This window comes from Microbacterium sp. SORGH_AS_1204 (assembly GCF_030818935.1).
Lineage (GTDB): Bacteria > Actinomycetota > Actinomycetes > Actinomycetales > Microbacteriaceae > Microbacterium.
The window spans coordinates 359,225-374,208 of record NZ_JAUTBD010000001.1; the positions used below are offsets into that span (position 1 = coordinate 359,225).

Annotated in this window: 17 protein-coding genes; 4 read left to right on the forward strand and 13 right to left on the reverse strand. The window is 72.4% G+C overall.

From position 1 onward, the window contains the following. Positions 1-147 precede the first annotated feature (147 nt). Complete coding sequence (locus QE410_RS01595) at positions 148-726, reverse strand: TetR family transcriptional regulator (protein ID WP_307327059.1); 579 nt, start codon at positions 724-726, stop codon at positions 148-150. A gap of 53 nt (positions 727-779) precedes the next feature. Here QE410_RS01595 and QE410_RS01600 point away from each other — a divergent pair, with 53 nt between their 5' ends. The 3 genes from QE410_RS01600 to QE410_RS01610 are packed head-to-tail and all read left to right on the forward strand — an operon-like array spanning position 780 to position 2,646. Next, a complete protein-coding gene (locus QE410_RS01600) occupies positions 780-1,379 on the forward strand; it encodes a biotin transporter BioY (protein ID WP_307327060.1) in 600 nt (199 codons plus the stop codon). Between the two features lie 41 nt (positions 1,380-1,420). After that, positions 1,421-2,056 carry an energy-coupling factor ABC transporter ATP-binding protein gene (locus QE410_RS01605; RefSeq protein WP_373459312.1) on the forward strand — a complete coding sequence of 212 codons (636 nt, stop codon included), beginning with the start codon at positions 1,421-1,423 and terminating at the stop codon, positions 2,054-2,056. After that, a complete protein-coding gene (locus QE410_RS01610) occupies positions 2,050-2,646 on the forward strand; it encodes an energy-coupling factor transporter transmembrane protein EcfT (protein WP_307327062.1) in 597 nt (198 codons plus the stop codon). The genes QE410_RS01605 and QE410_RS01610 overlap by 7 nt, the downstream gene beginning before the upstream one ends. 20 nt (positions 2,647-2,666) lie before the next feature. Here QE410_RS01610 and cofE read toward each other — a convergent pair whose 3' ends face one another. Both cofE and QE410_RS01620 read right to left on the reverse strand, forming a co-directional pair. Continuing rightward, positions 2,667-3,419 carry a coenzyme F420-0:L-glutamate ligase gene (cofE, locus tag QE410_RS01615; RefSeq protein WP_307327064.1) on the reverse strand — a complete coding sequence of 251 codons (753 nt, stop codon included), beginning with the start codon at positions 3,417-3,419 and terminating at the stop codon, positions 2,667-2,669. 1 nt (position 3,420) lies between these two features. Next, positions 3,421-3,927: a GNAT family N-acetyltransferase gene (locus QE410_RS01620; RefSeq protein ID WP_307327066.1), complete on the reverse strand. Its 507-nt coding sequence runs from the start codon at positions 3,925-3,927 to the stop codon at positions 3,421-3,423. A gap of 169 nt (positions 3,928-4,096) precedes the next feature. Between QE410_RS01620 and QE410_RS01625 the strand changes: the two genes are divergently transcribed. Then, positions 4,097-4,657, forward strand: a complete 561-nt coding sequence (locus QE410_RS01625; RefSeq protein WP_307327068.1) for an acyl-CoA thioesterase — start codon at positions 4,097-4,099, stop codon at positions 4,655-4,657. A 154-nt stretch (positions 4,658-4,811) separates the two neighbouring features. Here QE410_RS01625 and QE410_RS01630 read toward each other — a convergent pair whose 3' ends face one another. The 10 genes from QE410_RS01630 to QE410_RS01675 form a co-directional block, all read right to left on the reverse strand. Then, positions 4,812-5,789, reverse strand: a complete 978-nt coding sequence (locus tag QE410_RS01630) for an acetylxylan esterase (protein ID WP_307327070.1) — start codon at positions 5,787-5,789, stop codon at positions 4,812-4,814. Between the two features lie 111 nt (positions 5,790-5,900). Then, positions 5,901-7,379 carry an AMP-binding protein gene (locus QE410_RS01635; protein ID WP_307327072.1) on the reverse strand — a complete coding sequence of 493 codons (1,479 nt, stop codon included), beginning with the start codon at positions 7,377-7,379 and terminating at the stop codon, positions 5,901-5,903. Continuing rightward, entirely contained in the window at positions 7,376-8,479 is a 1,104-nt protein-coding gene (locus QE410_RS01640) for an MSMEG_0565 family glycosyltransferase (RefSeq protein WP_307327074.1), read from the reverse strand. Before QE410_RS01640 ends, QE410_RS01635 begins: the two co-directional genes overlap by 4 nt. A 30-nt stretch (positions 8,480-8,509) precedes the next feature. Then, the gene (locus tag QE410_RS01645; RefSeq protein ID WP_307327076.1) at positions 8,510-9,367 is read right to left on the reverse strand and encodes a carbon-nitrogen hydrolase family protein; all 858 of its coding nucleotides are present in this window, start codon (positions 9,365-9,367) and stop codon (positions 8,510-8,512) included. Between the two features lie 24 nt (positions 9,368-9,391). Beyond that, positions 9,392-10,648 (reverse strand): MSMEG_0569 family flavin-dependent oxidoreductase, encoded by a 1,257-nt coding sequence (locus QE410_RS01650; protein ID WP_307327078.1) that lies wholly within the window; start codon positions 10,646-10,648, stop codon positions 9,392-9,394. Next, positions 10,645-10,935: an MSMEG_0570 family nitrogen starvation response protein gene (locus tag QE410_RS01655; protein WP_307334290.1), complete on the reverse strand. Its 291-nt coding sequence runs from the start codon at positions 10,933-10,935 to the stop codon at positions 10,645-10,647. Before QE410_RS01655 ends, QE410_RS01650 begins: the two co-directional genes overlap by 4 nt. Position 10,936: 1 nt before the next feature. Then, positions 10,937-11,839, reverse strand: coding sequence for a carbon-nitrogen hydrolase family protein (locus QE410_RS01660; RefSeq protein ID WP_307327080.1), 903 nt, complete (start codon positions 11,837-11,839; stop codon positions 10,937-10,939). A gap of 8 nt (positions 11,840-11,847) precedes the next feature. Then, positions 11,848-12,375, reverse strand: a complete 528-nt coding sequence (locus QE410_RS01665; protein WP_210072631.1) for an MSMEG_0572/Sll0783 family nitrogen starvation response protein — start codon at positions 12,373-12,375, stop codon at positions 11,848-11,850. 102 nt (positions 12,376-12,477) lie between these two features. Further along, positions 12,478-13,899: an MSMEG_0567/sll0787 family protein gene (locus QE410_RS01670; RefSeq protein WP_307327082.1), complete on the reverse strand. Its 1,422-nt coding sequence runs from the start codon at positions 13,897-13,899 to the stop codon at positions 12,478-12,480. Further along, positions 13,869-14,963 carry an MSMEG_0568 family radical SAM protein gene (locus QE410_RS01675; protein ID WP_307327084.1) on the reverse strand — a complete coding sequence of 365 codons (1,095 nt, stop codon included), beginning with the start codon at positions 14,961-14,963 and terminating at the stop codon, positions 13,869-13,871. Before QE410_RS01675 ends, QE410_RS01670 begins: the two co-directional genes overlap by 31 nt. Positions 14,964-14,984: the final 21 nt, after the last annotated feature.

A 14,984-nucleotide genomic window follows, 5' to 3' on the forward strand; every position in this document is an offset into this window, starting at 1 on the left:
GGATGCCGGGTGCCCGGCGTCCGCCGAGCCGCACGCCGGCGCCGACGGGAGCCTGCGGCGCCGGCGTGCAGCCAGGACGAGGCGCGAGGCCGTCCGTCGCGCCGGACGTCTCACGCACCGATCGTGAGACCTCGGCGCGACGCGCGGTCAGACCCGGCCGCGCGCCCGCAGCCCGGCGGTGATCAGGTCGAGACCGAAGGCGAAGTCGTCGGTCGCGAGCCCGGCGGCGCCGTTGCCAGGCGGGTCGACCGGGTCACCGGCGCGCACGCCCACGCTGTCGTACTGCAGTCGCTGTTGCTCGTGCCACGCGAACCCGAGCACGTAGTGCAGCACGGTCGTCGCCGCGCGGCGCGCGGTGTCGGCGTCGAAGCCGTCGTGGCACACCGCGGCCGTCAGTCGGTCGTGCGCGAGCGACGATCCGAGGCCGAGCGCCAGGGTGCTCGAGACGACCTCGGCGCCGTCGCGGTAGGCGAGCAGGGCGTCGCGCAGCGCGAGCGCCTCGGTGCGGAGGTCGACCGGGTCACCGGATGCCATGCGGCCGACGATCCGGTCGGAGAGCTCGGCGAGCAGCGACTGCTTGTTCGGGAAGTGCCAGTACAGGGCGCTGGGCTGCACCTCGAGCGCGGTCGCGAGCCGGCGCATCGTGAGGTCGGGGAGTCCGTGATCGTCGAGGAGGCGCAGCGCCGTACGCGCGACGTCGTCGGCGGAGTGTCCGCGAGGAGCCATGGAATGAGTATAGTGAACGCCGTTCAGGTGAACAGTGTTCAGGAAGGAACCCCATGCGCGCACCCGACGCCACCGACCTCGCCCGCATCGCCGTCTTCGCCGCACTCATCGCGGTGCTGGGCCTGCCCGGCAGCTTCCCCGTCTTCGGCGGGGTGCCGATCACCGCCCAGACTCTTGGCGTCATGCTGGCCGGCGCGGTGCTCGGTCCGATGTTCGGCGCCCTGTCGGTGACGGTGCTGCTCGCGCTCGCCGCGGTGGGCCTTCCCGTCCTGGCGGGCGGGCGCGGTGGGTTCGGTGTCTTCCTCGGCCCCACCGCCGGGTACGCCCTGGGGTGGATCCTCGGCGCCGTCGTCATCGGCCTCATCGTGCACGCCGGCGGACGCCGCCCCGTGGTCTGGCGCACCGCCCTTGCCATGGTGGCCGGCGGGATCGGCGCGATCTACGCCCTCGGCATCCCGGTGCAGAGCCTCGTCACCCGCCTGCCGCTGGCGGAGACGGCGCTCACGAGCCTCGTCTTCGTGCCCGGCGACCTGCTGAAGGCCGCGGTGGCGACCGTCGTGGTGACGACGCTCGTGCGGGCCTACCCGCGCGGGTTCCGCCGCGAGTGGGCGACCCCTGCGCGCGAGCGCGAGACGGCCGGCGCGGGCGTGTGATCCGCTGCACCGACGTGGCCGCGCGCCTCGGGGAACGTCACGTGCTCCGGGGGGTGACCCTCGACCTCGACGCCCGCTCTGTCGCGGTGATCGGCGACAACGGCTCCGGCAAGTCCACGTTCGCGCGCATGGTCGCCGGGCTCCTTCGCCGTACGACCGGCGACCTGCGCGTGCTCGGCCTCGATCCGGATCGGGATGCCGCCGAGCTCCGCCGCCGCGTGGCGCTCGTGCTGAGCAACCCCGACGCGCAGATCGTCATGCCCACCGTCGCCGACGATGTCGCGCTGTCGCTGCGCCCCGCCCGGCTCCCGCGCGCGGAGCGCGACCGCCGCGTCGCCGCCGCCCTCGAGCGCTTCGGGCTCGACGGCCTCGCCGACCGTCCCGCTCACGACCTGTCGGGCGGTCAGAAGCAGCTGCTCGCCCTGTGCGGGGCGTTCGTCCGCGCGCCCGACCTCGTCGTCGCCGACGAACCGACGGCCTTCCTCGACGCCCGCAACGCCCGCCTCGTCTCCGACCACCTGCTCGCCGACGCCGGGCACCGCCTGCTCATGGTGACGCACGACCTCGGCCTGGCGCGCCGCTGCGAACGGGCGGTGTTCTTTTGCGAGGGGCGGGTCGTGGCATCCGGAACCTCTGACGAGGTCATCGACGCCTACGAGAGGGCGGTGGCGTGCTGAGCCTGTACCGGCCGGGCGGCGGCTGGCTGCACCGGATGCCGGCGGGCCCGAAGCTGGTGTTCCTGGCGCTCGTGGCGGGGGTACTGGCCGCACTGCCGTCCAGCTGGGGGAGCGCGCCGGTGGCGCTGGGGGCCGCGAGCCTGCTCTACCTCGCGAGCGGCGTGGGAGCTCCAGAGCTCGCACGGCAGACGTGGGCGCTGCGCGGGATCATCGTCGTGACGGTCGCGGGGCAGCTGCTCTTCCTCGGGCCCGAGGCCGCCGTCGCCAACACCGCGCGGGTCGTCGCCGCGCTGCTCGTGGCCGCACTCGTGCCGCTGACGACCCCCGTCGCCGCGATGCTCGACGCGCTCGAGCGCGGACTCGAGCCGCTCGGGCGCGTCGGCGTCGATCCGGGCCGCGTCGCACTGCTGTGGACGATCGCTCTGACGACCATTCCGGTGCTCGCGCGGCTGGCCGCCGAGGTGCGTGACGCGCAGCGCGCCCGGGGGCTGCGACCCTCGCTCGCGCGCGGCGCCATGCCGTTCCTGGTGCTCGCGCTGCGTCACGCCGACGACCTCGGTGACGCGCTCGCCGCCCGCGGCATCCGCTGAACGCGGTGGGCCCCGGGGCGTCAGTCGCGCGCCGCGCGCCCCGCGGCGAAGCCCTCGGCGTACGCCTCGTCGGCGCCCTGACGGAACATGTCGCGGGCGGGGTCACGCACGATGGAGCGGGCGCCGGGCAGGTCGAGTTCGCCCACCAGGTCTCCGCGGCCGCGCACGATTGCGACGGGCCGACGCGACGCCTTGCCCTTGACGAGGTCGGTGGCGGCGGCGATCTCGTCGGCCACGCACGGCAGGGTCACCACGAGGGGGCGGCCCTCGGCATCCGTGGTCCCGCGCAGGTCTTCGAAGACGTGGATGCCGCCCGCGCCGATCGCGTGATCGGTCTGGCCCTCGCGCCACGCACGGCCCAGCGTGTCGGTGATGATGACGCCCACGCGCGCGACGGCGCGCAAGCCCTCGGCGAGTCGCCGCGCCGAGGCGTCGGGGTCGACCGGCAGCAGCAGCACCGTGCCCTCGGGGGTGTTGCTGGCATCCACTCCGGCGGCGGCCGAGACGATGCCGAGCGGATTCTCGACGATGCGCGTGACGTGCCCGGTGGGGGAGGTGCGGGATGCCACGAGCCGCACCGTCTCGCGGGTGATCGCGTCCTCCCGGTCGTCGGCGCGGATGATGCGGCCCTCGGCCTTCGAGACGATCTTGCTGGTGACGACGACGATGTCGCCGTCGCGCAGAGGCTCGGTCAGGGCATCGAGGATCACCCCGACGAGGTCGTCTCCCGGGGTGATCTCTCGGATGCCGTCGAGGGCCCAGACCTGCAGCACGTCAGCGGACGAAGCGCACCTCGGTGAGCTCCTCGCCGAGGAAGGGCTGCACCTGCGACGCCCCGTCGAGCGTGAAGCCGTTGCGCGTGTAGAAGCGGTGAGCGCGCGGGTTGTCGTCGGCGACCCACAGGTACACGCCCTCACCCTCTTCGACGGCGGCGTCGAAGAGCTGCTGGCCGATGCCGGTGCCGTGGTGGGCGTCGAGCAGGTAGATGAAGTACAGCTCGCGCTCGCGCGGCGCGTCGTCGTCGCGGGCGGGGCCCGAGCCGACGAAGCCGACGATCTCGCCGTCGACGAGGGCGGCGTGCATGCGGTAGCCGTCGCCCTGCGAGGCCCAGTGGGTCCACAGCTCGGCCATGCGGCGGGGGGAGACGGCCTCCAGGGCCGCCTTGCTGATCAGGTGATCGTAGGTCTCGTGCCAGCAGGTGGCGTGCACGCGGCCCAGGGCCTCGGCATCCACGTCGCGCACCGGACGGACGACGATGTCGGTTCGGGTTTCCGCAGTCATGGGGCGACTCTACGCGTGGGATTCGCGAGGGTGAAATCGAGGGCGACAGCGCTGCGAATGGGGTAAGGGAGCGTGCGATGCGGCCCCGCTCCGCGATGCGCACCCCGTGATTGTCGAGGGGAGACAACGAGATGGAGGATTCGTCGTCGGATCGCTACGCTCGCCCCTCGTGAACGTCCTCTGGCGCACGCTCCTCGTGCTCTTCCGTGCCCGCCGTCGCCTACGTCGTGAGGGCCCCCTCGACCCGAACACGGTCGTCCGCATCCGTCTGCGCGTGCTTCCCACCGACATCGACATGCTGCGCCACCTCAACAACGGCCGCTACCTCTCGCTGTTCGACCTCGGGCGGTGGGACCTGCTGACGCGCGCCGGCCTTGTGGAGGCGATGGCGAAGGAGGGCTGGTACGCCGTCGTCGCGGCCGAGACCATCACCTTCCGCCGGTCGCTCGAACTGTGGCAGCGTTTCGAGCTCGAGACGCGCCTCATCGGGCACGACGACCGGGCCGTCTACCTCGAGCACCGCGCCCTCGTCGGCGGGGAGATCTACGCGCGCGCGATCATCCGCGCCCGCATCCTCCGTCGCTCCGGCGGCACCGTGCCGCACGATGAGCTGTTCGCCGCCGTCGGGCGCCCCGACGGGCTTCCCGACATCGAGGAGTGGGTGCACGACTGGGCGGCGGGTTCGGCCCTGCCCTCCACGCGCCGACCGGCGCCGAGCGTCTGGGAGTGACCGCCGGCTGACGCGGTGGCGGGGTCCGGGCGCGGTGCGCAAGCGTGACGAGCGGAGGGTGAGGGACGAGCGGAGGACGAATGCGCGCCGAGCGTCCTCCGCTCGTCCCTCGCCCTCCGCTCGCCACAGCTGCGGCTCGGCCGCCCGCAAACGGTCAGAGACCGAAGCGCGCGTCGAGCCAGGCCACCTGCTTCATCCAGTGGCGGTGTGCGCCGCCCTCGTGGCCGTTGTAGGTGTACTCCTCCATCGCCGCGTCGTCGGACGACAGCGCGTGGAACGCCGCGAACACCCCCGACGGCAGCACGACATCGTCCATCAGCCCGACCGAGAAGTACGCCGGAGCGTGGATGCGCCGCGCGAGCACCGCGCCGTCGACGTGCGACAGCGTGTGCAGCACCCGGTCGGCCTCGTCGCGGTGCACCGAGAGGAACCGCGTGATCTCGGTGAACGGCGCCGAGGGGGTACGCACGATGCCGTTCGGGAAGTCGCAGAGGAACGGCACGTTGGGCATGACCGCGGCGACGGCGTCACCCGAGAGGGCGGCAGCGGCGATGGCGAGCCCGCCGCCCTGGCTCGTGCCGGTCACGGCGACCCGGTCGGCATCCACGCCCGCCATCGTGCGCACCTCGTCGACGAGGCGGACGGCGTCGGTGTAGAGGCGGCGGTAGTAGTAGTCGTGGGGATCGAGGATGCCGCGTGTCATGACACCGGGGAAGGCGGCGGCCGAGCCGTGCGGGTCGGGTGTCGATCCCAGGCTCCAGGCCGAGCCCTGGCCGCGTGTGTCCATGACGACGTGCACGTAGCCCGCCGCAGCCCACTTCAGGTGTTCGCCGGGCAGGCCCCGACCGCCTCCGTAACCGATGTACTCCACCACCGCGGGCAGCACCTCGTCGCCGTGCGGGCGGATGACCCAGCCGCGGATCTCGTCGCCGCCGAAGCCGGTGAAGGTGAGGTCGGACACGCTCAGCGCCCGCACCGGCGCCTCGACGGGGGCGAGGCGGGTGGGGCCGGCGGCGGCGCGCGCGGCGTCGAGGGTCTCGGTCCAGAACTCGTCGAGTCCGGCGGGCTCGACGAGGGCGGGGCGGTATGCGCGCAGCAGGTCGAGCGGCATGTCGGTGAAGGTCACGGCCATGAAGATCGACAGTAGTGGCAGGCGGCGTCGGCACGGTTCGGGGGCGCGCGGAGATGACGACGTATCGGGGCGCGGGCTCGGCTGCGGGGATGCGTCCGACCCCGCGAGGCATCAGAGGTCGGCCGGCGGGCGCGTCGCGTTCGTGCGACTCGCGGGCGCATCGGGACCGAACCTCTCCGCCAACGAGGACCGGCGAACCTTCCCCGCCTCATTGCGGAGGGGAGTCGGCGAGACATGGAGGGCGACGGGTGCATGACGGCCGAGGCGTTCGCGAGCGACGTCTGCCACGGCCGAGAGAGCGCCGGGATCGGCGAGGTGCACGGCGGCGTGGACGCACTGCCCCAGATCGTCGTCGGCGACGCCGAATGCCACCGCCTCGATGACGCCGGGGTGGGAGCACAGCGCCGCTTCGACGGCCGCCGGGTCGATCGTCTCGGCGCCGCGGCGGATGACGTCGTCGGCCCGGTCATGCAAGAAGAGGAAGCCGTCGGCATCCACATGCCCCAGGTCTCCCAGCGTGTCCCACCCCTCTTCGTCACGGCGAGACGGCGCTCCGGCGTAGGAATAGGCGGCCACGTCGCCGCGCCGCATCCAGATCGACCCGCGTTCCCCCGTGGGCACCTCGGTCCCGCGGGCGTCGCGGATGCTGATGACGGTTCCGCCGATCGGGCGGCCGACGCTGCCCGGCCGTTCCAGCCATTGCGTCCCGGTGATGTGGGTGAGGCCGTTCGATTCGCTGCCGGCGTAGACCTCGTCGACCCGCTCGGGGCCGAGCCACTCGAGGAATGCCCGCTTCACCTCGGGGGTGCAGGGCGCACCCATGTGCAGAACCCTGTCGATGCGGGAGATCCGCTCGCTCCCGCGCCGCTCGGGGTCGACGCGCAGCAGGCGGGCCATCATCGTCGGGACGAGCAGACCCCAGGTGACGCCCTCCTTCTCGACGGTGTCGATCCAGCGCTCCGCATCGAAGCGATCCAGGATGACGAGCCGGTGCCCCGTGAGCAGGCCGCGGAAGGCGTAGGTGAAGACGGCCGAATGCCAGAGGGGACCGGACACGATCTGCGTGGCGCTGCGCGGCAGGAACGCGGCGACCGGTCGTGACGGATCGAGGGTTGCCGGTGCCGCCGCACGCACGATCTTCGGCCTCCCCGTGGATCCCGACGTGGCGAGAGCCTTCCAGCACGCGGCCGCCGCGTCGGGGAGGTGGCCCGCGCGGGCTGCGACACGCACGTCCGGCAGCCACGGGACGCCCGTCGAGGCGGGTCGGGTGCCCACGGCGGCGGCCGGCGGCGCGATGCGTTCGAGGTGCTGTCGCTGCGCGATCGGAAGGTCGGCAGCGATGGGCTGCGGTGTGGCACCCGCGCGCCAGATGCCGAAGCAGGCCGTGACGACGTCGCGTCCGTTCGGCAGAGACACGACGACGGTGTCGTCGCGCTTGACCCCGTGGGCGAGCAGTTCGTGCGCGAAGGCGGTCGCGGCGGCATCGAGCTCCGACGCCGTCATGACGCCTTCTCGGTCGGTGACGATCGGCGCGTCGGGAGCCTGCGTTGCTCGTTCCGCGAGCAGCGCGGAGAACGTGCGCTCGGTCACGGGGCGCTTCCGACGCGGACGCGGGCGTAGAAGTCCTCGTGGGCGCGCGCCGCTCGCTCCCAGGTGTGCGCGCGGGCAAGGGCCGTGCCGGCACCGGGTTCGAGCGCGCCGTCGCCGCTCACCGCCGCGCCGAGCTGCGCGGCGATCTCGGCGGGCGAGGAGGCGTAGCGCACCGTGTCGCCGAACACCTCGCGGATAACCGGCAGGTCGCGCGCGACGACGGGCGTCGACGCCGCGAGCGCCTCCATCGCGGCCAGGCCGAAGCCCTCTTTGGTCGAGACGAATGCGAGCGCCCGGGCCTCGGCGACGAGCGCCGGCAGGGTGGCGTCGTCGACCGGCCCCAGGATGATCGGACGGATGCCGAGCTCCGCGGCGCGCGCCTCGAAGCGCTCCCGGTACTCGCGGTAGTCGAACAGCGTCTCGCCGCCGCCGAACACCAGGCGCAGGTCGGGGTGCTCGTCACGCATGAGCGCGTAGGCCTCGAGCAGGTCGATCGAGCCCTTGCGCGGCTCGATGCCCCCGAGGGCCAGGACGTACGCGCCGAGCTGCGTTCGCCATGCCGCCCGGGCGTCGTCTGCCTCGGCCGCGGCGGCGAACCGCTCGGCATCCACGCCGTTCGCGATGACCTCGGGGCGTACGCCGTACCCCTGCTCGACCTCGCGCGCCACCGCCTGCGAGACGCACAGCCGGGCGACCGGCTCGATGACGGCCCGGTCGTGGCACGCCACGAGCTGGGGCGTCGTGAAGGTGTCGAGGTGGTGGATCGTGCGGACGACCGGGATGCCGCGACGCAGCGCCGCGTTCGCCGAGATGCAGTCCTGCGCGTGGACGATGTCGGCATCCGGGTCCAGCGCCGCGGCCATCAGCTCGATCGAGCGCTCGATGCGCTCCCCCACGCCCTCGCCCTCCTGCGGGGGGAAGGGCACGACGCGCACGCGGACGCGCGGGTCGACCGGACGGAAGAACGCGGTGTCGTCGCCGCGCCCCAGCGTCCACACCTCCACGTCGTGCCCGCGTGCGGCCAGTGCCTCGGCGAGCGCGAGGGTGTGCACGACCCCGCCGCGGGGCTTGGTGGAATAGGTCAGCTGCGCGATGCGCATGGGTCGTCCTTTCCGCGGCGAGCGCGCGGTCTATGCCGGCGCGCTGAGCCGGTAGGCGTGTTCGGCGCGCTGCGCGAGGTGGTTGAGCGAGCGGCGCGCGCGGGCGATGTCGCTCGAGACGTCGGCCTCCGCGACGGCGAGCCCACCCTTCGCCCAGGTCTTGGCGACGATCTCGCCCGCGGGGTCGACAACCTTCGCCTGCCCGAGGAAGCGCAGGCCGCCCAGCACGCCCGTCTGGTTCGACGACACGAGGTAGACCTGGTTCTCCGCTGCCCGGGCGCAGTCGTACAGGTCGAACAGGTGGGCCTGCCGGTCGTTGCGGATCCGGTCGGAACGGTCGGTCACGCTCGCCGGCCACGCGCTCAGGCACGCGATAACCTGGGCGCCGTCGAGCGCGACCGACCGCGCCGCCTCGGGGAAGGTCTTGTCGAAGTCGATCAGCATGCCGATGCGACCGACCGGGGTGTCGAAGGCGCGGAAGTCGTCACCGGCGGCGTAGACCTCCGATTCGCCCAGCGGCAGGTGCACCTTGCGGTGCACCCCCAGCACGCCGTCCCCGTTCACGCAGACGGCGGTGTTGTACCGCCGCTCCTCGCCCCCGTCGACGGCACGCTCGGCGATCCCGAAGCACACCGTCATGTCACCCGCCAGGGCGACGATCGCGGCCACCTCGGGTCCGTCGATCTCGACGGAGTGCGGGATGCCGTCGCCCTCCTCCACCGGGTGGTGCAGGTCGAGCAGGTAGCCGCCGATCGTGGCATCCGGGAGCACGAGAAGGTCGACGCCGCGCCCGCGTGCGTCCTCGACGATGCCGGGGAGCTTGGCGAGCGTGCGGTCCACGTCGCGGCCGAAGTGGGCCGCCACCGCAGCCATCGTGACGGATGCCATTCCCCGAGAGTACGCGCTGGCCGCTCAGCGCACCGCGAGGACGCCGCGCGACGCCGCCACGATGCCGGCGGCGACGTGCTCGGCATCCCGTGCGATCGCGTGGAAACGTCCCGAGCCCCACGTGTGCAGCCACGGGAGCCCCACGAAGGAGAATCCGGGGACCGCCGTCGCGCCGCGGTCGTGCGCCGGGTGCCCGGCCGCATCGAGCACGTCGAGGTCGCCGAGCCACGACCAGTCCGCGCGGAAGCCGATGGCCCAGACGACGGCGTCGATTTCGTCGAGGTCGAGTCGGGTGGGGCCTCCAGCGGGCGTCCACACCGGCTGATAGCGCGGCTCGACCGGAGCGTCGATGCCCTCGCGGGCGACGTAGGCGTCGATGTCGTTCTTGATCGACTCGGCGACCGAATCGGCGCGGTCGAGGTTGGCCGTGAGGCTGTCGTCGAACGCGAGGCTTCCGTCGGCGACGCCGATCGCCCGTCCGTGCAGGCCCATCCCCTGCGCCGCGAAGAGACGGAGGTCGATGTCGCGTCCGCCGTCGCGCCCGGTGACGTAGTGATTGGTCGCTGCGCGTTTGGCCGCGGCTTGCTCCCCCACCGGCACGTCGTAGACGCCCATGTCGGCGAGCCACGTCATGCAGTCCCGCCCTCGGTAGAACCGCGCCACGCGCGGCGCGCGCCCCACGGCGAGGTGCACCTGGCGTCCCTCGAGGTGGAGGTCCTCGGCGATCTGCGTGCCCGACTGCCCCGTGCCCACCACGAGCACGGAGCCCGGGAGCTGTCCCGCGTTGCGGTAGTGGTGCGAGTGCATCTGCACGATGCGCTCGGGCAGGTCATCGGCCCACGACGGCGTGATGGGGCGGTGATAACCCCCGGTCGCCGACGTGACGGCATCCGCGGTGATCTCGCCGGCGCTGGTCTGCACGACGAACACCCCGTCGTCGCGGCGGTCGACCCGCCGCACCTCCACGCCCTCGGCGATCGGCGCGTCGAACGTGTCGGCGTAGCGGCGCACCCAGGCGTAGACCTCGTCGCGGGTCATGAACCCGTCGGGGTCGGGGCCGTCGTACGCGTAGCCGGGCAGCCGGCAGTGCCAGTTCGGCGTGACGAGAGTGAAGTTGTCCCACCGGCCGTCGCGCCACTCGTGCGCCGCGGACTCCCGCTCGATCACGACGTGCCGCACCTCCGCCTGCGCGAGGTGCCAGCTGACCGACAGGCCCGCCTGCCCGCCGCCGACGATGACCGCGGGGTAGTGATCGCCCGGCTGCAGGTCGACGGCGATCATGCCGCACCCACCGGGAGGGGAGGCTCCATGCGCAGCACGGTGACCTCGCCGCCGTCGTAGGCAGCCGCCGACCGCACGATCTCGTCACGGGATGCCATGGCCGAGGTGCACGCGAAGCCGTAGGCGGCCCGCACGCGTTCGCCCGCGGCATCCAGGGCCTCGCTCGATCGCGCGACGAAGTCGGCGACGTCGTAGCGGCTGCCGGTGGTGAGGTAGTCGTGCATCACGAGGCTCGGCGAGTAGTGCGAGGACTCGACACCGTCGGGCCAGCGCACCGCGAAGCGCATCTCAGGCACGGGCCAGCTCCTTCCATCCCTCGACGTGCTCCCCGGCCGTCTCGGCGACCGGGGCGTACACGTCGGGTCGACGGTCGCGCAGGTGGAACATGCCCCCGCGCATCGTCCGGAACGTCTCTTCGATGTCGATCTCGGCGATGGCGAGCCCGGTGCCGAGCAGGGTCGTCGCGAGGATGTTGCCGCCCGGGTCGACGACCTTGGCGTTGCCGACGTAGCGGAGCGAGCCGAAGGTGCCCGACTGATTGGATGCCATCCAGAACACCTGGTTGTCGAGGGCCCGCGCGATGTCGAACTGGTTGAACCGGTAGGTCCACCGGTCGTCCTGCAGGTTCTCGGCGGTCGCGGTGCGCGCCGCGGGCCACGCCGACATGCTCACGACGATCTCGGCGCCGTCGAGGGCGAGCATGCGCGCGGCCTCGGGGAACGCCTTGTCGTAGCAGATCTGCATGCCCACACGCCCGACGGGGGTGTCGAAGGCGCGATAGGTGTCACCGGCCGAGTACGACATGTTCTCGCCCAGCGGCTGGTGCACCTTGCGGTACGAGCCGTAGATGTTCTCGCCGTCCAGGCACACCGCGGCGTTGTACCGCGTCTCACCGTCGTCGGCCAGCTCGCAGAAGCCGATCGTCACGACCATGTCGCCGACGAGCTCCTGCACGCGGGCGATCTCGGGTCCGTCGAGCCGGATGGCCGGCGGCATCGAGCGCTTCGTGGTCTTGACGGTGTCGCCGTGGTTGCCGAGCGAGGAGAGGTATCCGCCGATGGCGGCCTCGGGGAACGCGAGGAACGACACCCCCGCGGCGCGCGCCTCGGTCACCAGGTCGGCGATGAGCGCGTAGTTCTGCTCCAGGTCTCGGGTGAAGTTCGCCGAGACGGAAGCGACTTTCATGGTCATGCCGGGCCTCAGAGGTTGTAGGTGGAGTTGATGATCGCGCCCTTGCGCGCGTAGTAGATGAGCGCGTCCTGCACGTCGAGCGGGTGCGCGGGGATGACGCCCTCGATGAGGTCTTCTTCGCGGATGCCGTGCAGGGCCAGGCCGAAGCGGCAGCAGTAGACCGTGCCGCCTTCCTTGATGAACGTCTCGAGCGAGTTGTTCATGTTGAGCTCGCCGGGGAAGCCCGCGTCGCCCGTGGTCGGGAAGCCGCGGTTGGCGGTGGCGGCCAGCGTGCCCGGACCGTACAGGTAGATGGCCGACTCGAAGCCCTTGCGCAGGGCCCGGGTCGCCTGGAGGATCGCGACGAAGCTCACCGAGGACTCGTGCGGGATGCCGTGGATGAGGGTGAAGTAGGTCTCGCCGTCCTCCGCCTGGAAGTCGGGGAAGAGCTTGGTCGAGCCGTAGATGTTGCTGCCCTTGGGGAGCGAGGGGTGGGGGACCTCGCCGAGGGACTTGGCGATGTTCTCGGCGATCTGAGCGTCGATGTCGGTGGTCATGATGATGTCCTTCGCGTCGGTGGAGCCGGGGATGGAGCGTCTGTCTGGTAACAGGCTCGTCGGTTCGTGTTTCGGATTGGTTTCGGTCGGAAAGAGCTTGCGTTACGCCTGGCCGAGGCCGGTGGCATCCGTGTTGAGCGCACGGGTCTCGACGCCGTCGGGCCACCGCAGCACGACGCCGGGCTCGGCGCTCAGTTCGCCGATCGTGGCCGAGTGCGCGAGCGGCGAGGGGATCTCGGGAGCATCGGCGGTGAGCATGCCGTACCCCGGAAAGCAGGTGAGCCAGTCGCCGAAGGCGACGTCGGGCGGCGCGGGGATGTCGGCCACGTCGATGCGCGCACCGGTACCGGAGGCCTCGGCGAGCATCGCCGTCGTGCCGACGATGCCGGCCATGCTGACGTCTTTCGCCGCAGCGGGCCGGTGCGCGGCGAGGAGCCCCGCCAGGTGCCGCAGCTCCTCGCCCGTCCGGGTGGAGGTCGAGTCCCACTGGCGTCCCTCGAAGCCGCGGCGCCAGCGGCCGTGCAGGTCGACGGTGAGACCCAGCCGGTGCCCGGCCCGCCCGCCACCGCCGGGGATCGGCGCGGTCGTGCGCCCGAGCGCCGTCACCGCCAGCGACGACGCCCCCCGCAGCTGCGTGTGCCCGCCCAGGACCGGGACGTCCCATGCGACCGCGGCGCTGCGCAGTCCCGAGACGATCCGGCGCACCGCCGACGGGGTGGCCGCCGACACGGCATCCATCAGTCCCACCGCCCGCGCACCCATCGCCGAGAGGTCGTTCACGTTGACCAGCACCCCGCACCACCCGGCCCACTCGGGGTCCTTGTCGATGAGGGCGGGAAGGATCGCGTCGGTGGCGACCACGACATCGGTGCCTGACACGAGCGCCCCGTCGTCTCCGACCCAGCCGTCGCCGCCGAGCGCTTCGGGATGGTCGTCGCGGATGCCGGCGAGCACGTCGCCGAGGGGCAGCTTCATGGCCCCGACGAGGTCGGCGATGCGGTCGATGGGCCAGCGCATCCGCACGTGCGGGGCGCCGCCGATCACGGCCTCCCCCCAGCGCACCCACCCGAGGTGGCGGAAAAGAGGCTCGTTGCGTTGCTGCACCGTCGCGTCGAAGCGCAGCACGCCCCGGCTCACCGCCTCACGACACGCTTCGCGAACGAGAGCGGAACCGATCCCGCCCGCGTGGCGAGCACCGCGCCGCACGACGAGACGCCCGCCCGTCCACCAGCCGATGTCGCGCGCGGTGGCGGGGGCGAGTCGCACCCCGCCGAGCACGTCACCGGTGGCGGTGGCCGCGACGAGCACCACCGTGCGGGGGTCGTCGTCGATGTCGTCGTGGTCGGTGCCGGCGAAGAGCCCCTGCTCGCCGACGAAGACGTCGCGCCGGATCGCGCGGTACGCGGCGAGGTCGGTGGCATCCGCCACCCGGATGACCCACGCGGGCGCCTCCTGCGCACGGGGTGCGCCGGTCAGCACCGGCACGTCGAACATCACGCGCCCGCCGTCTTGAGGATGCTGCACGCGCCGCACGCGGCACACCCGGCCTTCTGGTCCTCACCGCGCATGCCGGCCGCGTGCAGCAGCTGCGCGACCCGCGAGGTGATGTCGTCGACGACCGCGCGGTGCGGGGCCGGCACCTTGTCGACATCGGTGGCGAGCGTGCCCTTGAGCGGGCGGAACGGCACGACGAACGGGTACACGCCCATCTCGATCAGCTCGCGCGCCCCCTCGACCGCCTCGTCGGGGTCTTCGCCCATGCCGACGATGAGGTAGGTCGACACCTGGTTCCAGCCGAACACCCGCACGGCCTCGCGCCACGCGGCGCGGTACTCGTCCATGCTCACGCGGGACTTGCCCGGCATCCATCGGCGGCGCACGTCGTCGTCCATCGACTCGACATGGATGCCGATGGAGCGGGCGCCGGCGTCGTAGAGGTCGGTGATGGCCTGCAGGTCGGCGGGCGGCTCGCACTGCACCTGGATCTCGAGCTGCGGGACCGCGGCCTTGACCGCCCGCACGCAGCGCGCGAGGTGTTTGGCGCCGCGGTCCCAGCCGTTCGAGGTGCCGGTGGTCATGACCATGTGCGTCACGCCGTCGAGCCGCACGGCCGCCTCCGCGACCTCGGCGAGCATCGCGGGCGTCTTCACCGCGATCGTGGTTCCCGCATCGAGCGAGGCCTCGATCGCGCAGAAGCGGCAGCGCTCGCTCTCGTCGTAGCGGACGCACGTCTGCACGACCGTGGTGGCCAGCACGTTCTTGCCGTGGAGCTTGGCGATCTTGTCGTACGCCACGCCCTCGTCGGTCTGCAGGTCGTAGAACTTCGGCCGGACGACCGGGGCGACGTCGAAGCCGAGATCGGCGCCGTCGCGGGTGAGGCGCCCCGACGCGGTGATGACGTACGGGCTGTTCGGGTTGAGGGGAATGGCCGCCCCGTCGCCGTCGACGACGAAGTGGCCGTCGTCGCTCGGGCCGGCTCCGCCGGTGCGGCGGACGGGGGCGTCGCTGCGGACGCCGAGCAGGGCTAGGCTGACACGCGTCGAGACGCGATCACGGTCTGCGGGTGCGAGCGCTGAAGCGTTGTCCATGCACTCCAGTAGAACCATGCA